The organism is Salinibacter pepae (assembly GCF_947077775.1).
Taxonomy (GTDB): domain Bacteria; phylum Bacteroidota; class Rhodothermia; order Rhodothermales; family Salinibacteraceae; genus Salinibacter; species Salinibacter pepae.
Window position 1 is genome coordinate 2,646,913 of the sequence record NZ_CAMTTE010000001.1, and the last position, 23,419, is coordinate 2,670,331.

Sequence of the window (23,419 nt, forward strand, 5' to 3'; positions counted from 1 at the left end):
GAGTGTGAGCCTTTCGGTGGGCGTCACTATGTTACCTGCCCTATGTTATTCGCATTCCCCCAACGCCCCGTTCTCTGTTCGTGTTCGAGTCCCTGGGACAGGTCACGGTGACATTGTTTCTCCGTTTGCAGCATGGTCATGACTCTTGAGCACACCGACGCCTTCGAGGCAGTCGTCATCTGCACGCGAAACCGCCCCGAAGAACTGGAGGAGACGCTCGATAGCATTGCGGCACATCCCCCGTCGACCAATCTCCTGCTTGCCGTAATGGACGCGAGCGACGCCGAGACGAAAGCGCAGGTCCAGTCGGTCGTCGAAAACTTCGATGTGGTTCCGAGTGTGCATTGGTCGTACACGGACCCTCCGTCGCTGGCCCGGCAGCGCAACGCCGCGCTCGACCGCCTACCCACCGCCGTCGAGGTCGTGCACTTTATCGACGACGACGTGACGGTGCACCCTGGCTACTTTGAGGCGCTATCGGCAGTGCTCCGCACAAGGCCGGACGTAGGGGGGGCGGGCGGCCTCGTCCTGGAGCCCTCCAAGGACGCCCCCTCGGCCCGCAACGAACGACTCCAGTCTTTCTTTTTCCTGAGCCACACTGAGGACGGACGCGTACTGCCGTCCGGCTGCACCACAAGTGCACAGCAGCCCACCCGACACGATACGTCCGGTCTTTGTGACACGGAATGGCTGAACGGGTGCTCCTCGTATCGCCGCTCCATTCTGGATCAGCACCGCTTCGATGAGGTGCTCACCGGATACTCGATGCTCGAAGACCTCGACTTGTCGTACCGAATTCATCGGCAGGCGCGACTCGTCGTCCAGCCCGAAGCCCGCTTGACGCATCGACGGTCCCCCAGCAATCGCTTCGGTGCCGAGCGGTACAATCACGCCCTCACTGTGCACCGCCGCTGGTTTATCGAGAAGCACTTTGGCGACGTGACGTCTCGGCTGGCATACTGGTGGAGCCTCGTGGGTCGTCTCCTCGCCACCACGGTGTCATCAGACCCGCCTCGCCCCGCGGCTCGACGCGGCCTGCTACACGGTCTACAAACGGTTCTCACACGCAATCATCCCCTGCTCTCCGACTGAGCCCCCGGGGCCTGCAAACGGTGATCCTGCTAAGCTGCTAAGCCCTGGATACACATTCTAGAGCATCGGTAGTCTTTGCAACAGTTTTTTTGCTGCTTTCGCGAGCAGTCCGCCCGTTCCGTGCTGGCGTGCCATTAAACGAATCCATGTTAAGATCCTTGTCAAGAACGGCGGCTTTGGATCGACAAACAGTGCACCTCCCCACCTGTAGTGTAGTCGCACTTCGTGAGAACGGTTAAGCTTCGAAGTCGCCTCGTGGAGATCAATGCTCTTCGCCGCTCGGTCAACGAGCGGACCGTGGAAGATTTTCACCGGTCCGTCGACAACGTTTTTCCAATGAAACTGGCAGTTGTACCGATTGGGGAGGGGGGTAAACCGGACCTCGCTATGATACAATGCCGGGCGCAGGGAGCGTTGATCAAACTTGTCGGTGGGACGACAGCGTCGCTCCCAATCTTCGAGCATGTCCATAACGCCCCCTGTAGACTGGTAAGCAATCACCCCCGAATTGAATTGAGGGAATGATCTGGGGAGCTGGCTACTTTCGGGGACGTGGCTCTGGCCTTGGTCGCGCCGAACACCGAGCTCGAATGCGTCGAGGATGTCAAAAAGCCCATCGACACTGTCGGCGAGATAGGTATCAGTGTCAAGGTAAATTGTCTGCCTGTAGGGGGTTTGCTGCAGTGCCCGAGGTTTATCGCGCTTCTGGAATGACGATTTATCGATGATCACCGTATCGAAGCAGTCAGTGTCGGGCTCACGATCGGTAACGATGGCAATCGGATACTCAGGCATAACTGTCGCCGTCTGCTGGGCCGACCGTTCCGCTTCGGTAACGAAGGGTTCCCCCTTTGCAAGATACAGAAGACCCCGATTCATGAGAGACCACCAAGATGCTTGTTTGTACGGCGAATTGAGAAAAGATCCGCGAGGAGTCTTTGTCCCCCGTCAGTCGTCTTCAGTGGAGAGCTTGGTTCGTCCTCCCGTGTCCCGAGAGCCGCTCCGGCGGATGTCCACTTTAACGCTCTCCGACCTGATCGATGGAAGTTCTGATGCAACTGGTACCGTTGGGGGGCTCTGAAGGGGAACTGAAAGATAGTTTTCGGTCTCCAAAATCACCAGACGCGCACAGTGGATCGGGTTCTTCACTCTTCCCAGTCCAGTCGCTATGTTGGAGACGATCACTCGATTCCAGATTCAACTCCTCGCTAACATGAAGTACGCCGTCATCATGGCCGGGGGCATCGGCACCCGCTTCTGGCCCGTCAGCCGCAAGGAGCACCCCAAGCAGTTCCTGGACATCTTCGGCGACGGGACGCTTATCCAAAACACCATTGCGCGGCTCCAGGGGCTCGTGCCGCCGGAGCGGTGCCTGGTGGTGACCCACGACCGGTATGTGGAGAAGACGAAAAAGCAGCTTCCGGCCGTCCCGGAGGCGAACATCCTCGCGGAGCCGATCAGCCGCAACACGGCCCCCTGCATCGCCTACGCGGCCACGACGCTCGCGAAGCGGGACCCGGACGCGACGATGGCGGTCCTCCCGGCCGACCACGTCATCGGGAACGTGGCCCGGTTCCACGACACGCTGGACGTGGCGTTCGGCGCCGCCCAGGAGCGCGACGCCCTCGTCACCATCGGCATCGACCCCACCTACCCGGCCACCGGGTACGGCTACATCCAGTACGACGGCTCCGGGGCGGACCCGCCGGCCCTGGAGACGTATCCGGTGCGCACCTTCGCCGAGAAGCCGGACCAGTCCACGGCCGAGCGGTTTATCGACGCCGGCGACTTTCTGTGGAACAGCGGCATGTTTATCTGGCGGGCGGACACGATCCTCGACCAGATTGAAACGCATCTGCCCGACGCCCACGAGGCATTCGCCCCGGTCCGTGCGGCCGACGGCGCCGCCGACTCCGAGACGCTTACCGAGGCCTTTCGGGAGAGCCCGCGCATTTCCATCGACTACGGGGTGATGGAGCAGGCCGACACGGTCCGCGTGGTGCCGGGCACGTTCGACTGGAACGACGTCGGCGACTGGCGGGCCGTCTACGACCTGAGCGAAAAGGACGAGCACGGCAACGTCATCGAGGGGGAGGTCATCATGCAGGACTCCAGCCGGTGCTACGTCCAGACCGAGGACCGGCTGGTGGTGCTCGTGGGCATCCACGACAAGGTGGTCGTCGATACCGGCGACGCGGTGCTGGTCTGCAACCGCGAGAGTGCCCAGCAGGTGAAGCAGGTGGTGGAGTACCTCCACGCCCACCAGTTTGAGGAGTACGTGTGACCCGGGCGGCGGCCGGGCCTACACGTACCGGCGCAGGTACGCCATGACGGCGTCGGGGCCGTCGAGCCGGGCGTTGGCCCGCGTGTCGCCGGGGCCGACCTTAATGGTGACGGCGTCCCGGTCCATCCCCTGGAGCGCCGCGAAGGCGTCTTCGTCCGTTACGTCATCTCCGATGTAGACGGGCACACGATCGGGGTGCTGTGCCGCGATGCGGCGCACGGCGGTGCCCTTCGTCAACCCGTCCGGCCGGAGCTCCACCACTTTCTTGCCCCAAATGGCGTCCAACACGTCCGGCAGGTCGGCGAGCCAGCCCTTGAGCTGTTCCCGTGCGCCGGACTCGTCCGTGGCCTCGCGGTAGTGCACCGCGAAGGAGCGCGCCTTGTCCTCCACCCGGAGCCCGTCAACCGACGGCACGGCTTCGCGGAGTTCCATGAGGGCCGCGGCGGCGGCGTCCGACATGCGGCTGTGGGCGTCGCGGCCCACGACGCCCTCCTGCGCCCCGTGCAGCCCGATCGCCGAGTACGGGCGGTCGAGAAACGAGGAGAGGGCCTGCAGGTCGCGCCCCGTGACGATCCAGAGGGGGAACTGCGCGTCGAGGTCGCGGAGCAGGCCCGGGGCCTCGGGGTGGGGCACCGCCGCGGCCGGGTCGTCCACGATGGGGGCAAGGGTGCCGTCGTAGTCCAGAAAGAAGAGCGGGAAATCGACGACGGGCGGCATGGGAGTCCGTTCGTATTTCGTATTGCGTATTTCGTGTTTTCCACAAACTGCCCTGTGCATTGCGCAATACGCGCTACGCAATACGCGTATTCACGCCTCACTCCTGAATCGAGTCCAGGAAGTTGCCCGCCCAGTTGTGCACGTCGAGGGTCTCGATGGTGTCCTTGAGCCCGGCGAGTCGCTCTTCGCGCTCGCCCGTCGGCATCTCGAGGGCGGTGCGGATGGCGCCGGCCACGCCGCCGTGGTCGTAGGGGTTGACCTGCACGGCCTCCGGCAGCAGGTAGGCGGCCCCGGTCAGCTCCGAGAGGATGAGCACGCCGTCCTGCGAGGCGGTGACGAACTCTTGAGTGACCACGTTCATGCCGTCCCGGAGGGGCGTGATGAGCGCCGCGTCGGCCGCCCGGTAGAAGGCACACAGCTCGTACTGCGTGTACGTCCGGTAGCGGTAGTTGACGGGCACCCAGCTGTCCTGGGCAAAGCGGCCGTTGATGCGGCCCACCACCTCGTCCACCTCACGTCGGATCTGCTGGTACGACTCCAGCTCCGTGCGGCTCGGGGTGGCGATCTGAAAGAAGCTCACGTTGCCGTGGTACTCGGGGTTCTCCTCTAGGAACTTCTCGAAGGCCAGCATGCGCGACCGAATGCCTTTCGTGTAGTCGAGCCGGTCGATGCCGATGACGATGTGGTCGGAGCCGAGGCGCTCGCGGAATTTCTGGGCGTCCTGCTCGATGGAGTCGTCCCGGGACATCTCCTTGAAGCGGTCCACGTCGATGCCGATGGGGTGGGCCTCCACCCGGGTCTCGTGCCCGTTGTGCCGGACGCGGTGGCCGTCGACCTCGGCGCCGAGCAGCACCGCGGCGCTCTCGATGAAGTTGTCGACGTACTCCTGCACGTGAAAGCCGATCAGGTCGCAGCCGAGCATGCCGCGCAGCAGCTCGCGCGACCACGGCAGGATGCGGAAGATCTCCATGGCGGGCCACGGAATGTGCCAGAAGTGGCCGATCGTGGCGTCCGGGCGCTCCTGCCGGATGAGGGTGGGCGACAGCATCTGGTGATAATCCTGGATCCAGATGACGTCCTCGTCGCCCGTCTCGGTTTCCGCGAGGACGGCCTCGGCGAAGCGCTCATTTACCTGGCGGTACGTCTCGATGAACTGGTCGTCCAGGTTGAGGTGCTGGATCAGGTAGTGCGACAGCGGCCACAGGATCTGGTTGGCCATGCCGTAGTAGTACCCCTCAAGTTCCTGCGAGCTCAGGGGCACGCGCCGCACGAGAAAGTCGGGATCGTCGGCCGGGTACTCCTGGCGCTCGGGCAGGTCCGGGTCTTCGCCCATGCCTACCCACATCCCCCCTTCCTCTTCGAGCACGGGAAGGAGGGCAGTGGTGAGGCCGCCCACCGACGTTTCCCAGCCGTCGTCGGTCTGTCGAATGGGGACACGGTTCGCGACTACAGTCAGGCTCAAGGCGATGGGGGCTGCGTGGTCAGAGAAGCAGTGATCAGGCCCCGGACCCGCCCGCCCGAAGCGACGGTCGGGGCGCGCGTGGGCGTCACGCACGGCGACAGGGCGCTACCAGCATACCGGTGCGGACGAACGAAGGCAAGGCCCGTGGCGGGTGCTTTTCCGCCGCGGTCGACGTCCCCTGGCGGATCCTCCGTCCCGTCGTCTCCTCATTGGAGCCCCTCCGCACGCCCGGCATCGTCGGCCGCGGCCTCCTGCTCGTGCGCCCATTCGTAGAGCGCGCGGTGCTTGATGGCGTCGCCGAAGAGGCACAGGCCGGCGTTGAGCGCCACGAGGCTGGCCGTGCCGGCGGCCACCCATTTCCAGGTTGGCGCGCCGCGGCCCTTGAGGAGGGTTGACTGCCCAACGCCGCTGGCGCCGAGGCCGGTGGCCAGGAGGCCGAGCGGGGCAAGAACCGTCCAGGTCCGGTAGTGTCGCTCGGCGGACGTGTCCGTGTCTGGGGCGTCCGTGTCTGGGCCGTCGCGTGTCATGGAAGAAAGGGGGAATGAATTAGAAATGGGGAGCGCCGGAAGGCCGGAAGAGGGTCACTCGCCGGCGGACATGGCCTCGACGACGTCCATGCCGGTGTCCGGGTAGTCGGTAATGAGGCCGTCGACCCCGAGGCGAATCAGGCGGCGCATCGTATCGCGCTCGTTGACGGTCCAGGGGACCACCCGGAGCCCGCGGTCGTGGGCGGCCCGCAGCAGCCCCGCGTCGACCGCAGTGTGGGCGGGGCTGTACACGGCCGGCACGAAGCCGAGGGCGTCGAGTTGGTCCGGGAGGGCGTCCGCCGTGCCGTCCGTTGCCAGAAGGGCAAGCTCCACGGCCGGGTCCGCGTCCCCACGCAGGCGCCGGGCCGCTCGGAGGGCCCGTTCGTCGAACGACTGGATCGTCGTCCGGGCCGCGACGCCACGCCCACGCACCACCTCGAGGACACGCTGCGCGAAGGCCTCCGGCTCGGGATGAAACGTTCCGTCCCACGCGGGCCGCGACTTGATCTCGATGTTGTAGAACGCGGGGGGGCGGTCGTGCTCCACCACGTAGGTCTCCGCCATTTGAATCACGTCGCGGAGGCGGGGCTTGACGGCCGGCTGGGGGGCCTGCCGGGGAAAGTCAGGGTGTCGTCGCCGCCCGCAGTCGTACCGTGTGATGTCGACGTACGGCATTTGGTAGAGGTTGTGCCCGCGTGCGTCGCCTTCAGGCACCGGGGCCCCGGACGGGAGCGTGCAGATGTCGGGGTGCATCCACGGCTCGTGCGACACGACGACCGCCCCGTCGGCACTGATCACAACGTCCATCTCCAGCGTCGTCGCGCCGACTGCCAGGGCCCGACGGAACGCCGGAATCGTGTTTTCGGGGGCGAGGCCGCGGGCGCCCCGGTGGCCCTGCAGGTCGAAGGCCTCTGGCGGGGCCACCGAGTCGGGGGGAGGGGCGGCGCCTGCGGGGGCGGGCATCCCGATCCCGACTGTGGCGAGGAGGGAGAGCAGTAGGGCCGGCGTCATCGTGGGGGGAGGCTATTTCGCGTGTTGTTGGGCTTGTTGGGCGGTTTCGTCGGAGGACAGGTGTTCGGTGAGGTGATTGGTGATCATGGTGAACAGGTGCAGTCGCGTCCGTCCCCCCGCAATGCCGTGCTCGTGGGTCGGGTACATCATAAACCGGAACTGCTTGTTGGCCGACTGCAGCTGGTTCACCATCTGGACGCTGTTTTGGAAGTGCACGTTGTCGTCGTCGTCGCCGTGCACGATCAGTAGGTTCTGGTCCTCGCGCAGGCGGTCGGCGTAGGCCTGTGGGGCGCCGTTCTTGTAGCCGTCTGCGTTCTGGTCGGGCGTCGACATGTAGCGCTCGGTGTAGATGGTGTCGTAGAGCCGCCAGTCGGTGACGGGGGCCACCGAGACGCCCGTATCGAACGTGGAGGGGCCCTCCTCGGTCAGCATGGACATGAGGGTCATGTACCCGCCGTAGCTCCAGCCCCAGATGCCGATGTTGGCGTCGTCGACCCACGCGGAGTCGGCCAGGGCCTGTGCCGCGCGGATCTGGTCGGCCGCCTCCGGCTGGCCGAGGCGCTGGTACGGCACGTCCTGGAACGCCTTTCCACGCCCGCCGGTGCCCCGGTTGTCGACGCTGACGACGACCATGTCGTGCGCTCGGGCCAGGTACTGGTGCCACAGCTGCCGGCTGCTGCCCCACTGGTTGGTGACCGTCTGCACGCCGGGCCCGCCGTACACGTACATCAGCACCGGGTACGTCCGGGCGGGGTCGAAGTCGTTGGGCTTGATGATGGACGCGTTGAGGGCGGTGCCGTCGGCCCCCGGGAGGCGCGTGAACTGCTTCGGGGGAAGATTGAGGCTGTCAAGGCGCTCCGCGAGCGTGTCGTTGGCCTGGAGCGTCGTGAGGCGGTCGCCGGACGCCTCGTGGAGGGCCCAGGAGGGCGGGGTGCCCGCCGCCGAGTGCCGGTCAATGTAGTAGTCGCGGTCCGTCGACAGGTTGATGGCGTGCCACCCCGGTCGCGACGTCACCTTGCGGGCGGGCGGGGCCGCCTCGTGCGGGTCGAACGACACGTCGGTCGCGTAGAGGTGCCGCTCCAGTGACGTGTCGCGGGTGCCGCTGACGTAGGCCGTCGAGGCCTCCGTGTCCACGCCATGGAACTGCGTCACCTCCCACGCGCCCCCGGTGATTGGGCCCAGCTCCGTGCCGTCGGTGCGGTACAGGTAGGCGTGGTTGTACCCGCTCCGTTCCGACAGGAAGACGAAGTGCTCGCCGCCGTCGAGGTAGGTGAGCTTGTCGTCCGTGACGTCGATGTACGTATCCTGCGTGTCCTGGAGGACCGGTTCCGTGCGTCCGGTCTCGGGGTGGCCGTACAGGAGATCGAGGACGTTCTGGTTCCGGTTGAGGCGGTATATCCAGACCCGGTGTGTGCCGTCGATCTCGGGGGTCCAGCCCATGCGGGCCAGGTACTCGTGCGTCCGCCCCCCGGCGTTCCACGTATTGGTGTCGAAATACCGGATCGCCTGCGGCTGGCCCCGGGCGGTGGTGTCGACTGCCGCGAGGTCGACCACCCCGATCTTGATCTCGCTGTTCTGTTCGCCCGCCTTCGGATAGCGAAACGTCGTGAGGTCCGGGTAGCGCGCGGTGCTGTTCATCAGCGGAAACGAGCGGGTCCCGGACTCGTCGAGCTTGAAGAACGCGATGCGCCGGCCGTCTGGGCCCCACTGCCAGCCGTCACGCACGCCAAACTCCTCCTCGTAGACCCAGTCGAACGTGCCGTTGATGATGGTGCCCTCGTCGCCGTCCGTCGTGAGGGCCGTCTCCGTCCCCGTCGTCAGGTTCACGACGTGCAGGTTTCGGTTCCGGACGAAGGCCACCTTCGTGGCCGACGGATTGAACTTCGCGAACATCTGGTAGCCCGCATCGCGGTCGGAGACCGGCGTGAGCGTCTGGGTTTCCAGGTCGTAGACGTAGTAGTAGCCCTTCGTGTTGGCGCGCCACACCTCCTTCGAGTCCGTGTAGATCAGCACCTTGTCGCCCGCCGGGCCAAAGGTATAGTCCTCAATCGGCACGACCCGGTCCACATCGCCCGCGTACAGGGTCGTCCCGTCAATCACCCGCGTCTGCTCGTCCGTCCGCAGGTTGTAGCGCATGAGGTGCGTCGCGTCGGCGGAGTCGGCGGCCTCAATGTACGTGATGACCGGGCCCTGGTCCGCCCATTTCCCGCCCTGAAAGGTGCTGGCGCGGAGCGTAGCCGAGGCGTGGATGCTTTCGAGGGTAAACTCGGGGCCGTCCTGCCCCTGCACAGGACCTGTGGGGGCGGAGAGCACCAGAAGAGCGACGAGCGAAAGGGCGATGCGGCGCATCATCAAGGAAGGGCAACGGGTGAGGGAGAAATGACCGGCACGACTGCCGAGAACATATTCGTCTCGTGGGGCATTTGCAACGCCGGTTGACTCAACTGGTCGGCGCCCTGTGGGTTGCGAGGCCGGCGGCCGCGGCGAACACGTCCGTCGGGCCATCGGGGCTGGGAGCGTTGGGAACCATCGTCCGGGTGGACCCCTATCATGCGTCTGCTCGCTCATTTTCGCGCGCAGCCCCGCCCTTTTGCCATCGATCGGTCGTCCCACACAGTCGGAGCCGCGCCGGTGACCGCCACCGTAGACCTGGCGGCCATTCGGCACAACGCGGGCGTGTTGCAGGAGCGAGCCGGTGGGGCCGACGTGATGGCCATCATTAAGGCCGACGCGTACGGACACGGCGTGCGCCCGGTGGCCCGGGCGGCCCACGAGGCGGGGATTCGTCACTACGGCGTGGCCCGGCTGCCGGAGGGCGTGCACCTGCGGGAGGCCGGGCACAGGGGACGCATTCTTGTTCTGGGGGCCCCGGCCCCCACGCAGCTGCCGCGGTACGCCGAATACGACCTCGACCTGACCGTCCCTTCGGCCGATATTGCGGCCGCGGTCGTGCGGCACGCGTCGCCGGAGGCCCCGCTCCGGGTCCACGTGACGGTCGATACGGGCATGGGGCGCCTCGGGCTGGCCCCCGACGACGTGCCGGCGGTGATGAGGCGCCTGGCCGACGCCCCGGGCGTCCGCCTTGCCGGGCTGTGGACCCACTTCGCGACGGCCGACGCCCCCGGCAGTTCGTTTGCACAGACCCAACTCGATCGCTTTCGGGCGGTCGTCGACGCGGTCGACGTGGACGTCGAGCACGTGCATGCGGCCAACACCGGGGGGCTCCTCACCATCGGGGCGCCCACCCACGACTTCGACGCGTCCCTTGTCCGGAGCGGCATTGCGCTGTACGGCCTGGCGGCGACCCCGGAGCTGAGCGCCCGCCTCGACCTGCGTCCGGCGATGCGGCTTGCGGCCCGGGTCACCCACCTCAAGACGGTCCCGGCCGGCACGCCGATCTCCTACGGGGCGCAGTGGGAGGCCCCGCGCCGGACCCGCATCGCGACGCTAGGCATCGGGTACGGCGACGGCTACCCGCGCCGGTGCTCCGGCCGCGCCTCGGTGCGGATTGGGGGCGCCTCGTGTCCCATCGTGGGCACCATCTGCATGGACATGTGTATGGTGGATCTTGGGCCGCCAGACGAGGCCCCGGCCACGCGGGTCGACCGGGGCGACGAGGCCGTCCTGTTCGGCCCCGCCGGGCCCACCGCGTACGACGTGGCCCAGTGGAGCGACACCATCCCGTACGAGATTCTGTGCGGGGTGTCCCCCCGTGTGCCCCGACGGCACGTAAATTGCATCGACGAAAATGGCACCGACGACATGCGGGCTCCGTCCCGTCTGACACGGCCCACCGCGTCGGGGGGCTGAACGATACACGCTATCGTTACATTTAAGTCGGCAGTCACAATGCAGATGCTGCATCCCATCCTGTGGCTGTCGCATAGGATGTAAGGCGAATGAATCGTTCGTTCCCGATCTGCGATCAGAACGATCTATAAAAGTTTATTTCTACTCATTAATCCCCTTATAACCAATGCCCATTACTGCCGACCCCAGCGACATCGATGTTCTCGTCGTTGACGACGAAAAAGATGTCGTCGAAGTCGTAGGTCATTTTCTTGAGGAGGAAGGATATACTGTTCACACGGCGTTCGATGGGGAGGAGGCCCTCGAGACGGCCTCCGGAAAAATCGACCTGATCGTCCTGGACATCATGCTTCCCGGCGTGGACGGCTACGAGGTGTGTCGAGAGCTCCGAGACCGCGTCGAGACCGAAGAGATTCCCATTGTCTTTTTGAGTGCAAAGACCGAAGAGGAGGACCAGATTGAGGGCCTGATGCTTGGGGGCGACGACTACCTCACCAAGCCCGTCTCGCCGCAGGTGCTCGTGGCGCACGTGAAGGCCGTGCTCCGGCGCTCCGGCGTGGAGGAGAGCAGCATCCTCGAAGTGGACGGCCTCAAGATCTACGAGGACGAGTACCGCGCGGAACTGAACGGGGAGGACCTGGGCCTGACCCTGACGGAGTTTGAGCTGCTTCGCTACCTGGTGCGCCATCCGCGCAAGGCCTTTACCCGCCAGCAGCTGCTGGAAACCATCTGGAAGGACGCGATGATGGTGACCGAGCGGACCGTGGACGCGCACATCAAGAACCTGCGCGAGAAGCTGGGCGACTTCGCCAAGCACATCCAGACGGTTCGGGGCGTTGGGTACCGGTTCGTGCAGGAGGAGGAATCGGCCGAAGCGTAGTCCCATCGGGGTTCGCCTGTGATTCGCGGGAGTTGGCTCTTGCCTGCGCCGTATGTCTTTCGTTCGGTCGATTCGGGACGCGCTCCTGCCCCGCCGGGCCTCCACGCAGACCTGGATGGTCTTGACGTTTGCCCTGTTCGTGGGCACGGCCGTCGTGGGCGTGGGGCTGTACGTGATGCTGGTCCTCCGGGGAGAGATGCGGACGGCCATGCAGGAGACGCTCCACGACCAGGCCGACCGGATTGCGGTGCAGGCGGAGCAGGAGCCGGACCCGGTGCGGCGTGGGCGCATCGTGGACAACCTGACGGAGCTGCAAGACCTGCACGTCGCCCTCGTTACCCCCGACACGACCTACCGCCTCTCCCCGCAGACGGCCCCCCCGTTCCCGGCCGACACGCTGGTCGAGGTGTCGGCCCTCCGGAACATGACGGAGGAGACGGTCCGGTTTGCACGGCACAACCCCGACGACGGGCAGCAGTTCTTCCTTGCGGCCCTCTACCGCCCCTCCGCGAACCTGATCGTGCAGGTGGGCCAGCCGCCCCCGCCGCTGTACTCGCTGGCCCAGCGCTCTCAGGTCGTGCTCGTGCTGGGGATGATTTTGGCACTCGTGCTGGCCCTCATCGGCAGCTTCATCGCGGCCTACCAGGTCACAACCCCCCTCACCCGCATTAGCGAAACGGCCCGCCGGGTGGCGGATGGAAAGTTGACCGGCAAAATTCAGGTCGAGTCCCGCGCGGCGGAGTTTCAGGACCTTGCCGAGAGCCTCAACCGGGCCTCCGACACGTTCCGGGAGAAGATCGAAGAGCTGGAGCGCATGACCCGGCTGCAGAGCGAGTTCATCGGCAACGTCTCCCACGAGGTCCGCAACCCGATCTTTTCCATCAGTGGGTACCTGGAGGCCCTCGGGACGCCCGGGCTCGACGACGAGCAGCGGAAGATGTACTCCGAGAAGGCGCTCACCAACCTAAACCGCCTCCAAAACCTCTTCAACGACCTCATCGACATTGCCCGCCTTGAGTACAAGGAGGACCTCATCAACCGGTCGGTGTTTGACCTGAAGGACCTGGTCGACGAGGTGGCCGAGATGCTTCGGCCCAAGGCCGAGGAAAAGGGGCTCGACCTGGAGGCCGACGTGTCGCGCTTCTTCGTCCACGCCGATCGCTCCCGCGTCCGCCAGGTACTGACCAACCTCATCGAGAACGGGATCGCCTACACGGGGGGCGGGTCGGTGCGGTGCCGGGTGCAGCGGCGCCTCGACAAGGTCCGCGTGGAGGTCGTGGACACGGGGCAGGGCATCGACGAAGACCACCTCGACCGCATCTTCGAACGCTTCTACCGGGTGGACCCGGACCGCTCCCGCGAGAGTGGGGGAACCGGGCTCGGGCTCAGCATCGTCAAGCAGATCCTGCAGGCCCACGGCGAAGACATCCACGTCGAGAGCACCAAGGGACGAGGGACCCGATTCTGGTTTGAGCTTCCTTACGAGCCCGAGCCGGAAGCCGTTGAGGCGTAGCCCGACGTGTGGCCTGCGGCCGTCGTTGCGCGGTCGCCCTGCCTTCCCGACCGGCCGCCGCAGGGGGCTTTTTGGAGTCCCGAGAATTTTGTATACTCCAGGAGATGGGGGACTTGCCCTCTCTCCCCCGGAGAACGGACGCTCCGGAAGCGCTTTCAAGTGGGGGTGACGCAGTACGCGCCCCCATGGCGGTCATGGCGTCCTAGAGAACGCATGGGCGGGAGGCAGGCGGGGACGAACGGCGGAAGGGGATCCTTTGGCGCTCGACGCCGTGTCGACTCATCCAGCTGGCTTCGACCAATGGCTACACCCGAGATGCAAGACACGAACGACTCGGACCGTGACACTCAGACGAATGCATCGTCCTCGCCGTCCGGCGCGGCGGGGGGCGTGGAGACGGCCGCGGAGGAGATTCCGGCCGAAAACCTCATGCACGGGGACGGCCACGCGGCCATCCCCCAGATTCCGTCCATCACGTCGGACGGATCGATCGAGGTCGACGAGCTGTCCCCCGCCGATTTTGAGCCCGACGACCTGCGGCAGCGGCTCCGCACGATGATGCTCTCGCGGCGGCTCGACGAAAAGATGATGACGCTGCTCAAGCAGGGGGAGGGACACTTCCACATCGGGTGTGCCGGGCACGAAGCCGTGCAGTCGGCCCTCAGCCGCTACTCCCGGCCCGGCGAGGGCCCCGGCCACGACTGGTTCTGTTTCTACTACCGGGACCTGTGCATGGCGCTCTCCCTCGGGATGACGACAAAGGAGGCCCTGCTGGCCCACCTCGCCAAGGCCGACGACCCGAACTCGGGGGGGCGTCAGATGCCGGAGCACTTCGGCCTGAAGCACCTCAACGTCATGACGACGGCCTCGTCGGTCGGGGCGCAGTTCAACCCCGGGGTCGGGTTCGGGTTTGGGATTCAGCAGCGTGGGGAGGACAGCTACGTGTACATCTCGTGCGGCGACGGGGCCACCTCGCAGGGCGACTTCCACGAGGCCCTCAACTGGGCGGCCCGCGAGCAGGCGCCCGCCCTGTTTCTGGTGCAGGACAACAAGTACGCCATCAGCGTCCCCATCGAGGAGCAGACCGCGGGCGGCACCCCCTACAAGCTGGCCGCGGGCTACGAGGGGCTCAGCCGGATGCGCGTGGACGGGACCGACCTTTTCGCCAGTGCCGCCGCCGCGCAGGCCGCCATCCAACACATCCGCGACGGCAAGGGGCCGGTCTGTCTCGTGGCCGACGTGGTGCGCCTGCTGCCGCACTCCTCCTCGGACGACCACACCAAGTACCGCACGCCCGACGAGCTGGAGGCCGACCGCAAGATCGACCCCATTGACCGCCTGGAGGCGGCCCTCATCGGCGAAGGCATTCTGGCGGAGGCGGATGCCGAGGCCCTGCAGGAGGAGGTCCACGAAGAGGTCGACGAGGCGACCGAGTGGGCGAAACGGCAGGACGACCCCGCCCCGGAGACCGCCGGCGACCACGTCTTCTTCGAGGGCGACCTCGGCCTCGACTACAATTCCGAAGACGACCTCGACGAGGACGCCGAGCCGATGGTGATGGTCGATGCCATCAACCGCACGCTCAAGGAAGAGATGGCGCGTGACGAGTCGGTCATCGTGTACGGCGAGGACGTGGCGGGCGACAAGGGTGGCGTCTTTACCGCGACCAAGGACCTCACCGACGAGTTTGGCGGGGACCGCTGCTTCAACTCCCCCTTGGCGGAGGGGTCCATCATTGGCACCGCGGTGGGGTACGCCGCGAGCGGCTTCACGCCGGTCGTCGAGATCCAGTTTGCCGACTACATCTGGCCGGCGATGCAGCAGCTGCGCAATCAGGTGGCGCCCTTCCGCTACCGCTCGGACGGGGAGTGGAGCTGCCCGATGGTCGTCCGCGTGCCCTGCGGGGGCTACATCCACGGCGGCCTGTGCCACTCGCAGAACATCGAGTCCATCTTCGGCCATACGCCGGGCCTGAAGGTGGCCCTCCCCTCCACGGCCGCCGACGCGAAGGGCCTCCTCGCCACCGCCATCCGCTCGGAGGACCCGGTGCTCTTCCTGGAGCACAAGGCGCTCTACCGCGCCGCGTCGGCCCGCACCCCCACGCCGCCGGAGGACTACACCCTGCCCTTCGGAAAGGCGCGCATCGCCCGCGAGGGCTCGGACATGACGATCATCACCTACGGCATGATGACCCAGAAGTCGCTCAACGCGGCGGAGGAGCTGGCGCAGGAGGGCGTGGACGTGGAGGTCGTCGACCTGCGCACCATCGTGCCGCTCGACTCGGAGACGATTCTGGAGTCGGTCCGAAAAACGAACCGCGCGCTCGTCGTCTACGAGGACCACGAGTTCATCGGCTTCGGCGCCGAGCTTTCTGCTCAGATCGCCGACGACGCGTTTACGTACCTCGACGCCCCCATCCGCCGCGTCGCCGGCGAGTTTACGCCCATTCCGTTCGCTCACTCCCTGGAGCGGAGCGTGCTGCCGAGCGACGAGGGCATTCTGGAGGCGGCGCGTGACCTCGCCGCGTTTTAAAATCCGTTCGGCGGGGCTACGGGGCCCCGGCGCCGGGGGCGGATGAGCCGCCTGCTGCCGGCGCGGGAACCCGCACCGTGTCCCGGTGCACCGTGTCCCGGCGCGTGGAATCCGGGGCGGGAGAAGACGGGGCCGGTATTTCCTGCGTGCGCGTGACGCCGACGCCCCGCTTGTACACCATAGCCCCGCCGTTCTCCCCGGTCTCGTGCATCGGAACCAGGGTCCCCAGCCCGAGGAGGAACAGGACGGCATGGGCGGCGCGCCGGGTCCGGACCCAGGGAATAAAGAGCCCGGCGGCCCGAAGGAGGGCGTACCCGCTCGTCGAGACCATCGTGTACCACGCCCAGAACGAGTGCGCCGACAGGGTCTGGGCGGCGCCGGGCGTCACGATGGAAACCGTGTCGATCGCCCAGGTCCCGCTGTAGTAGCTTACGACTGCGCTCAGCCCCGTCGCCGCGTAGAGCCCCGTCGCCACCTCCTGGCCCGTCTCCCAGCGCTCCCCAAGCCACAGGGCGAGGGCGTCGGCGGCGATGGCCACGAAGATGAGGGCGATGGGGAAGTGCACGATGAGCGGATGTGCGTTGGGCACCCACTCGGGCAGTAGAAAGTCGGGGACCACGGCGGGATGAGCGGATTTCAAAGGTGGCGCTAACGCTTCTGAAAACCCGCCGTCGCGAAAACATGGTTCCCGCAGATCGTAATCAACTCGACATTGTCCGGCCGGAGCGCAACGGGCCCGGACTCCGTGACTGCCCTGGGCTCCCCCGGTAAAAACGGCCCGCGTCGAGACTCGGGGAAAAGGGGTGCTCGCGACCGGGTTGACGTTCGGGCCCGGCGTCGGTGAAAGCCGGCGACGCGGCGGAGCAGTGCGCTCGGCCCCTACGACCCGAGGGGGGACGACGGCGCGCCGTTCGTTTGGCGCCGGCCGCCGGGGCAGGTGTCCAGAAGCAGGTGCCGCAGCCGGGCCCGTGACTCGTTGGCCGCCGCGGCCCGGAGCCGCTGGAGGTGGGCGTCGAGCACGGCACGAGTGTGCGGCGCCGGCCCGTCCAGGCCGAGGATGTTTGGGTGCTCGGTGGGACGCACCGTCTCGTCGTCCCGCACGAGCTGTTCGCTGAGCTTTTCGCCGGGGCGCCGCCCCACGTACTCGATCATCGTCTCGGGGTCGACGTGCGGGTGGTGGCGCTGGATCAGGCGCTCGGCCAGCCACTGAATGCGAATGGGATCCCCCATTCGAAAACTGTAGGTGGGGACGGCGTCGAGGAGGAGGGTGTGCAGGATAAGGCCGCAGGCCTCCTCCGGGCTCATGAAGTAGCGCTCCATGTCCGGGTGGGTCACGGGGAGCGGCTCGCCCGCGGCAAGCTTGTCTTCGAACCGGGGCACGACGCCCCCCTCCGTCCCGAAGACGTTTCCGAAGCGGACCGTCGTGCACCGCGTCGAGGCCGGCCCCGTGCGCATGTACCACTCGGCCAGTTGCTTGGTCGCCCCGAGGATGCTCGACGGGTGGACGGCCTTGTCGGTCGACACAAAAACGAACCGGTCCACTGCGTGCTGCTCGCAGAGCTGAAGGAGCTGGACGGAGGCCTGCGTGTTGTTGCGGAACGCCTCGGCGGGATGGCGCTCCATGAGGGGGACGTGCTTGTAGGCCGCCGTGTGGATCACCACGTCCGGCGGGTGGTGGGCCAGAAGAGCGTCCATCCGGGGGGCGTCGCGCACGTCGGCGATGCACAGGTCCAGGTCGCCGCCATAGCCGTCGGCCCGCAGGGTCTGCTCAAGCCGGTAGAGGTTGCGCTCGCTCACGTCCACGAGCACGATCCGGAACGGCGCCAGGGCCAGCAGCTGCCGGCTCAGCTCCGCCCCGATGGACCCGCCCGCCCCCGTCACGAGCACGGTGCGGTCGGACAGCGCGGCGCGCAGGGCGGCCCGGTCTATGGCCACCGGGTCGCGGGGCACGAGGTCCTCCAGGCGCGCGGGGGAGGGGGACACGCCGAGCACCGAACGGTCGGGCGGGGCGGACCGCATGGCGAGAAGCCCCCGATACCCCACCCGAACGCCCGGAATGCCGATGAGGGCGACGGCGCCCAGCACCGCAAGGACGCTGCGGGGCGGCACGGCGGCCGGGTCGATCACGTAGGTCAGCGCGACTGTCCCGCCCCACGCGCCGAGGAGCGCCGCCCCCAGGCGCAACAGGTCCGACACGTCCGTCTGCCGGGGCGACAGGCGGTAGGCGCCGCTGCCCACCAATGCAGTCCCGTACACGCCCAGGACAGCCGCCGTGCCCCATTCGGTCCCGTGCGGGAGCGCCTCGCCCCCAGAGCAGGCGGCGTACCCGAGAACCAGCCCCCCACACAGGAGCAGTGCATCCGGAAGGGCCAGCAGGAGCGGCCCCCACTGGTGGGACCACGCCCCGACGGCGGTGTCGTCTGTGTCCGGAGTGAAGAGAGGCATCAAACGAGCAGGCGCTGACAGTTTTGAGGGTTGCCCTGGTTCTCGGCGGGGTGAGGCTACGGCCGCTTTGAGGAAACACCGGCGACACCTTCCAGCAGGGCCGTGTACCGGTCGAGCATGCGGGTCCGATTAAAGTGCCGCCGGGCCGCCTCGCGGGCATTCTGTGCGGCCCGGGCGCGGGCATCGGGGGCTGCCAGGACGGCCCGTGCGCGGTCGGCGAGGGCGCCGGGGGCGTCGGGCGGGACGAACCAGCCACAGCCGTGCCGCTCCACAAACCGCCGCGTCCACCCAGGGTTCGTCACCACGACGGGCGTTCCGGTGGCGAGGCTGTCGAAAAATTTGCTGGGCGCGTTGGCGGCCAGCACGGGGCGATCGAGGAAGGGGACGAGCGAAAGGTCGGCGCGCTTGAAGAGCGCGAGGGCGTCGGGGTAGGGAAGGGGCGGGAGCCGACGGATGGCGTCGTGCCGGCGGGCGGCCTGCTTTACCAGCGGGGCGTGGTGGCCCCGCCCGGCAAGGGCCACGAGCACGTCCGAGCGGGCGTCGACGAGGCGACGGGCCGCGTCGAGCAGCGTCGGGATGGCGTTGGCGCGGCCAAACGTGCCGGCGTAAAGCACGAGGAAGCGTCGCGTGGGGGACAGGTGCTCTGCCAGGGCCCGGCGGGCCTCCTCGTCGACCGTTTCCAGAACCGTGGGAGCGGCCCCGTACTCCAATGTCGTCACCGACGCGTCGGGCGCCCGGACGCGGACGTGCCGCTCCATGTCCGGGGAGGCCGTCACGACGTGCGCCGCGCTCCGGTACAGCGCCGCTTCGCCCCACCGCAGCAGTCCGTGCAGACCGACGTCCGGCACCGCGCCCATCTGGAGGGGAAAGGCGGGCCAGAGGTCGCGCACCTCGAAGACCCACGGAACGCGGCGCACCCGGGCCACGAGGCCCGCAGCGGCCGCCGCGGTCAGGGGCGTCGAGGACCCGAGAATCACGTCCGGTCGGGGCATCTGCAGGCCATGCCGGACGGCCCGGGCGGCGTAATGCAGAAACGACACCAGTCGTCTCGGGGCCGACATCGCGTTGTCGTAGGGCACGTCGAACCGCACGAGGTCGACGCCCGGCGGCGCCCACGGAAACCGATGGGCCGTCCGCGTCCCCTCCCAGGCCCGGGTCGTGATCACGGTAACCTCGTGGTCCCGGCCCAGCCGCTCCACCAGCGCGTAGGGCCGCCCCGCGGTGGGGCAGTCCGGAGTGTGGTAGTGCTGGAGGAAAACAGCTATGCGCATGGGGCACCTCTATTGGGGACGAGCGGGGCGCCCGACGGCGGTGCAGTCGGGGGGCAGGTCCTCGGTGACGACCGCCCCGGCCCCCACCGTCGTGCCGGCGCCGATGGTCACGTCGGGCAGCACGACCGCCCCTGCTCCCACGGTCACTGCCTGCTCCAGGTGGGCCGATCCGGAAATGCGGGCCCCAGGGCGAAGCGAGACGAAGGCGTCAAGCACCGCATCGTGGCCCACAGTGCAGTGCTGGTCCAGAACGGCGTGGGGGCCGATCTGCACATCTACGGTCGGGGCGGCCCCCTGGCAGAGAATGGTGCCGGGCCCGAGGCGGACGGTACGGTGTACAGAAACCGTGGGGTGGACGAGCGTTGCGGGCTGGAGGTCGGTGGCGGTGAGGCGGTCGGCCACGGCCCGGCGCGCCGACCCATCCCCAATGGTGAGGGAAACAGAGAGATCGGTCTGACGAGTGAGCCAGTCGACATCGCCCCGAACCGGGATCTCCATCACGGTGGCGTCGCGGAGGGCCGGGTCGTCGTCCACGAAGCCGCGCAGATTCCACGTTAGGGCCTGTTGGTTCAGGGTCTCGACAAGCGCGGCCACCTCGCGCCCAAATCCGCCCGCGCCGACGAGGAGGAGGGGAGTAGGGTCATGCATGCAGCTGGGAGCCCGGAGAGAACGAAGGGTTTTTCGCGTCGGCCCCGTACACGCCCACGCCCCGCACCAGAATGAGCGGCGTGCGGGCCAAAATCTGCAGGTCGAGCCGGAGGCTGCGGTTCCGCACGTACCACACGTCCCGGTCGATGCGCTCGGGCCACGAGAGGGCGTTGCGGCCGTGGATCTGGGCCCAGCCGGTGAGGCCGGGGCGCACCCGGAGCCGCCGCCGCTCGTGCGGGCCGTACCGCGCGACCTGATCGGGAACGGTGGGCCGGGGGCCGACGAGGCTCATCTCGCCGCGCAGGACGTTCCAGAGCTGCGGCAGCTCGTCGAGGGCCCAGCGCCGGAGGACGCCGCCGACACCGGTCGTGTGGGCCGCCGCCCGCGCAGGATCGTCCGGCTCGTGCGTGAGCGTGCGAAACTTAAACAGCCGAAACGGCACGCCGCCGCGCCCGACCCGGGTCTGGGCGAACAGAATCGGCCGACCGTCGTCCAGCCAGACGCTCAGGGCGACGAGGCCGAGCAGCGGGGACAGCCCGATGAGAAGAAGGCCCGCCCCGACGAGGTCGAGGGCCCGCTTGGCCGTCGAATGCACAGAAGGTGGTTCAGGCATGGGCGTCAAGACTGGCGGGGGAGGGTTGGACAGATCTCGGCGAGGGCCTCGGCCACGCGGTGGACGTCCGCGCGGGTCATGTCGCCGAAGAAGGGCAGGGCCAGCGTCCGCGCCGAGACCGATTCGCACCCCGGAACGTCGCCCGGCGCGAAGCCGAACCGGTTCCGGTAGGGGGGCTGCAGGGGGATCGGGGGAAAGTACGGCGCGCAGCCGATCCCGCGGGCCTGCAGGCGATCCATCAGCTGGTCGCGAGCATCCGGGGCGAAGTGGTCGCGCAGGCGGACCACGTACACGAACCAGCTTCGCTCCGCGCCGGCCGGGTCCACGGGGCGCGCCACGTCGTCGGACAGGGGCGCGAGGGCGTCCGCGTACATCGCGGCGACGGCGGCGCGGCGGTCGAGGAGCGTGTCCAGGCGGTCGAGCTGGGCACAGCCGAGGGCGGCCGACATCTCGTCGAGCCGGTAGTTGTAGCCGAGCCGGTCGTGGCGCATGCGGCCCGACGACTGTTGGGACCGCCCCTGGTTGCGGAGGGCGCGGCAGTGGCGGGCCAGGTCGGCGTCGTCGGTCGTGATGCAGCCGCCCTCGCCGGTCGTGACCTGCTTGTTCGGGTAGAACCCGAAGGACGCGGCGTCCCCCCAGGCTCCGACGGGCTGTCCCCCCACCGACGCCCCGATCGCCTCGCAGGCATCGTCGATGAGCCGGAGGTCGTGCGCGTCGGCGAGCGTGGCGAGCGCGGGCCAGTCGGCGGGCACGCCAAACACGTCCACCGCGAGAATGGCCTCGGTCTGTGGGGTGAGGGCCTCCGCCACACGGCTCGGGTCCAGGTTGTAGGTGGACGGGTCGATGTCCACGAAACGGGGCCGCAGGTCCTCGTACAGCAGCACGTTGCTCGACGCGACGAAGCTGAACGGCGTCGTCAAGACCTCGGCGCCCGGCGCCAGGTCGAGGGCCGATACGATACAATGCAGGGCGGCCGTCCCGCTGCTGACCGCGACGGCGTGGGCGGTGTCGCACCGGTCGGCCATTTTGGCCTCGAAGGCCTCAAGGGCGGGGCCGCGCGAGAGGCGGCCCGAGCGCAGCACCTCCAACACCCGCTCTCGCTCGTGACGCGTCACGTCCGGCCGGGCAAGCGGGAGTGTGTCTGTGGAACGGGCAGTGTCTCGGGGCACGGGCCAGTCGGTACGACCAAGAAGATTGGGTTTTGAACATCTGAATGTAACATAAAAAGGCGCCTGGCAAAGTCGAAATTGATAGATGTGACTCCTGCCGCGTGAAAAAACGACGGATCAAGCTCGGTTCGGCCCGCGTCGTGGGGATTGTGAGGCACCAATGATTCGGTTCGGGCATTGCTTTTCCGGTTCGTGTTTCCGACGTTCACGCGTGGTTTGTGTCATTTCCAACGATGTCACGTCCTGCGCGTCTCGTATTCCGCATCCCGCGCGTTCCGTTTTGTGTTTGCGCCGCGGGGCGGCCCTACGTACCGCATCGGCCTTGACGCTTTTGGGGCGGGCAGGGCGATAAACGCCTGAACGTTGCCCCGACGCCCCCGCCCGTGTCGGCCCACTGCGCTCCCTTGCGCCAGACTTTTTCAGAATCCCTGCGCGACTCGTCATGTCCATTTCCAACGGCACCTCCGAGCACCTCGACTGGCTGGAGTCGGAGGCGATTCACGTCATGCGGGAGACCGTGGCCCAGTTCGACAACCCTGTTCTCATGTTCAGTGGGGGGAAGGACTCCCTCACCATGATTCACCTGGCGCGGAAGGCGTTCTATCCGGCGAAGGTGCCGTTCCCGATCCTCCACGTGGACACGGGCCACAACTTCCCGGAGACGATCGAATTCCGGGACAACCTAATGGAGAAGTTCGACCTGGACCTAATTGTGGGCAGCGTGGAGGAGACGATCGAGTCGGGCCGGGCAAAGGAGGAGCAGGGCCCGGACGCGAGCCGCAACAAGCTCCAGATCGTGACCCTCCTCGACACGATTGAGGAATACGGCTTCGACGCGGCCCTGGGCGGGGCGCGCCGGGATGAGGAGAAGGCGCGGGCGAAGGAGCGCTTCTTCTCGCACCGCGACCGATTCGGGAATTGGGACCCGAAGAACCAGCGCCCGGAGCTCTGGAACCTGTACAACGGCCGGAGCCGGCAGGGCGAGCACTTCCGGGCCTTTCCCCTCAGCAACTGGACGGAGCTGGACGTGTGGCAGTACATCCGGCAGGAGGGCGTCGAGATTCCGAGCCTGTACCTCGCCCACGAGCGCACGATGTTCGAGCGGGACGGTGTGCTGCTGCCCAAGTCCCCATACAACGATCTGCGGGAGGACGAGCACTACGTGGAGAAGATGGTCCGCTTCCGGACGATCGGGGACATGACCTGCACCGGCGCGGTGGAGTCGACGGCGACGACGCTCGACGAGGTGATCGCGGAGGTGGCCACGACGCAGCAGGCCGAACGCGGGGCCCGGGCCGACGACCAGCGCGCGGAGGCGGCCATGGAGGAGCGCAAGCGGGAGGGGTACTTCTAGTCATTTGGTCATTGGGGCATTGTGGCCATTTTGGCATTGGGGCCATTTTGGCATTTTGGGCATTGGGGGCCATGAACTGATTTTGGCAGTG

Annotated in this window: 19 protein-coding genes; 7 read left to right on the forward strand and 12 right to left on the reverse strand. The window is 67.3% G+C overall.

What is annotated here, in order from left to right; genetic code table 11:
• Nucleotides 1-132: 132 nt before the first annotated feature.
• Nucleotides 133-1,092, forward strand: coding sequence for a glycosyltransferase family 2 protein (locus tag OJA40_RS10985; RefSeq protein ID WP_208427081.1), 960 nt, complete (start codon nucleotides 133-135; stop codon nucleotides 1,090-1,092).
• Nucleotides 1,093-1,149: 57 nt separating this feature from the next.
• Here the strand turns inward: OJA40_RS10985 and OJA40_RS10990 are convergent, their stop codons facing one another.
• Complete coding sequence (locus OJA40_RS10990) at nucleotides 1,150-1,887, reverse strand: glycosyltransferase family protein (RefSeq protein ID WP_208427082.1); 738 nt, start codon at nucleotides 1,885-1,887, stop codon at nucleotides 1,150-1,152.
• Nucleotides 1,888-2,305: 418 nt separating this feature from the next.
• On the opposite strand from OJA40_RS10990, the gene OJA40_RS10995 reads away from it, so the two are divergent.
• The gene (locus OJA40_RS10995) at nucleotides 2,306-3,376 is read left to right on the forward strand and encodes a mannose-1-phosphate guanylyltransferase (RefSeq protein WP_208427083.1); all 1,071 of its coding nucleotides are present in this window, start codon (nucleotides 2,306-2,308) and stop codon (nucleotides 3,374-3,376) included.
• Between the two features lie 18 nt (nucleotides 3,377-3,394).
• Here the strand turns inward: OJA40_RS10995 and otsB are convergent, their stop codons facing one another.
• From otsB to OJA40_RS11020, 5 genes are all read right to left on the reverse strand, one after another.
• On the reverse strand, nucleotides 3,395-4,093 hold the full coding sequence (otsB, locus tag OJA40_RS11000) for a trehalose-phosphatase (RefSeq protein ID WP_208427084.1): 699 nt from the start codon (nucleotides 4,091-4,093) through the stop codon (nucleotides 3,395-3,397).
• Between the two features lie 97 nt (nucleotides 4,094-4,190).
• Nucleotides 4,191-5,555, reverse strand: a complete 1,365-nt coding sequence (locus OJA40_RS11005; RefSeq protein WP_208427085.1) for an alpha,alpha-trehalose-phosphate synthase (UDP-forming) — start codon at nucleotides 5,553-5,555, stop codon at nucleotides 4,191-4,193.
• Nucleotides 5,556-5,761: 206 nt separating this feature from the next.
• A complete protein-coding gene (locus OJA40_RS11010) occupies nucleotides 5,762-6,082 on the reverse strand; it encodes a hypothetical protein (protein ID WP_208427086.1) in 321 nt (106 codons plus the stop codon).
• A gap of 54 nt (nucleotides 6,083-6,136) precedes the next feature.
• Nucleotides 6,137-7,093 carry a glycerophosphodiester phosphodiesterase family protein gene (locus OJA40_RS11015; RefSeq protein WP_263810640.1) on the reverse strand — a complete coding sequence of 319 codons (957 nt, stop codon included), beginning with the start codon at nucleotides 7,091-7,093 and terminating at the stop codon, nucleotides 6,137-6,139.
• A 12-nt stretch (nucleotides 7,094-7,105) separates the two neighbouring features.
• Nucleotides 7,106-9,445, reverse strand: a complete 2,340-nt coding sequence (locus OJA40_RS11020; RefSeq protein ID WP_263809515.1) for a S9 family peptidase — start codon at nucleotides 9,443-9,445, stop codon at nucleotides 7,106-7,108.
• Between the two features lie 279 nt (nucleotides 9,446-9,724).
• On the opposite strand from OJA40_RS11020, the gene alr reads away from it, so the two are divergent.
• The 4 genes from alr to OJA40_RS11040 all read left to right on the forward strand — a co-directional run bounded on the left by alr (nucleotide 9,725) and on the right by OJA40_RS11040 (nucleotide 15,828).
• On the forward strand, nucleotides 9,725-10,903 hold the full coding sequence (alr, locus tag OJA40_RS11025; RefSeq protein WP_263810642.1) for an alanine racemase: 1,179 nt from the start codon (nucleotides 9,725-9,727) through the stop codon (nucleotides 10,901-10,903).
• A gap of 166 nt (nucleotides 10,904-11,069) precedes the next feature.
• Nucleotides 11,070-11,783 (forward strand): response regulator transcription factor, encoded by a 714-nt coding sequence (locus tag OJA40_RS11030; RefSeq protein WP_112903136.1) that lies wholly within the window; start codon nucleotides 11,070-11,072, stop codon nucleotides 11,781-11,783.
• A 52-nt stretch (nucleotides 11,784-11,835) separates the two neighbouring features.
• The gene (locus OJA40_RS11035) at nucleotides 11,836-13,296 is read left to right on the forward strand and encodes a sensor histidine kinase (protein ID WP_251941221.1); all 1,461 of its coding nucleotides are present in this window, start codon (nucleotides 11,836-11,838) and stop codon (nucleotides 13,294-13,296) included.
• 300 nt (nucleotides 13,297-13,596) lie between these two features.
• Nucleotides 13,597-15,828: an alpha-ketoacid dehydrogenase subunit alpha/beta gene (locus OJA40_RS11040; protein WP_263810645.1), complete on the forward strand. Its 2,232-nt coding sequence runs from the start codon at nucleotides 13,597-13,599 to the stop codon at nucleotides 15,826-15,828.
• Nucleotides 15,829-15,844: 16 nt separating this feature from the next.
• Here the strand turns inward: OJA40_RS11040 and OJA40_RS11045 are convergent, their stop codons facing one another.
• The 6 genes from OJA40_RS11045 to OJA40_RS11070 all read right to left on the reverse strand — a co-directional run bounded on the left by OJA40_RS11045 (nucleotide 15,845) and on the right by OJA40_RS11070 (nucleotide 21,974).
• The gene (locus OJA40_RS11045; protein ID WP_263809511.1) at nucleotides 15,845-16,447 is read right to left on the reverse strand and encodes a DUF2231 domain-containing protein; all 603 of its coding nucleotides are present in this window, start codon (nucleotides 16,445-16,447) and stop codon (nucleotides 15,845-15,847) included.
• Nucleotides 16,448-16,707: 260 nt separating this feature from the next.
• The gene (locus OJA40_RS11050) at nucleotides 16,708-18,273 is read right to left on the reverse strand and encodes an SDR family NAD(P)-dependent oxidoreductase (RefSeq protein WP_263810646.1); all 1,566 of its coding nucleotides are present in this window, start codon (nucleotides 18,271-18,273) and stop codon (nucleotides 16,708-16,710) included.
• A 56-nt stretch (nucleotides 18,274-18,329) separates the two neighbouring features.
• Nucleotides 18,330-19,544 carry a glycosyltransferase family 4 protein gene (locus OJA40_RS11055; protein ID WP_263810647.1) on the reverse strand — a complete coding sequence of 405 codons (1,215 nt, stop codon included), beginning with the start codon at nucleotides 19,542-19,544 and terminating at the stop codon, nucleotides 18,330-18,332.
• Nucleotides 19,545-19,553: 9 nt separating this feature from the next.
• The gene (locus tag OJA40_RS11060) at nucleotides 19,554-20,192 is read right to left on the reverse strand and encodes an acetyltransferase (protein ID WP_263810649.1); all 639 of its coding nucleotides are present in this window, start codon (nucleotides 20,190-20,192) and stop codon (nucleotides 19,554-19,556) included.
• Nucleotides 20,185-20,805 carry a sugar transferase gene (locus OJA40_RS11065; RefSeq protein ID WP_263810650.1) on the reverse strand — a complete coding sequence of 207 codons (621 nt, stop codon included), beginning with the start codon at nucleotides 20,803-20,805 and terminating at the stop codon, nucleotides 20,185-20,187. The genes OJA40_RS11060 and OJA40_RS11065 overlap by 8 nt, the downstream gene beginning before the upstream one ends.
• A 5-nt stretch (nucleotides 20,806-20,810) precedes the next feature.
• Nucleotides 20,811-21,974, reverse strand: coding sequence for a DegT/DnrJ/EryC1/StrS family aminotransferase (locus OJA40_RS11070; RefSeq protein WP_263810651.1), 1,164 nt, complete (start codon nucleotides 21,972-21,974; stop codon nucleotides 20,811-20,813).
• 442 nt (nucleotides 21,975-22,416) lie between these two features.
• Between OJA40_RS11070 and cysD the strand changes: the two genes are divergently transcribed.
• Entirely contained in the window at nucleotides 22,417-23,328 is a 912-nt protein-coding gene (gene cysD, locus OJA40_RS11075; protein WP_183957174.1) for a sulfate adenylyltransferase subunit CysD, read from the forward strand.
• Nucleotides 23,329-23,419 lie beyond the last annotated feature (91 nt).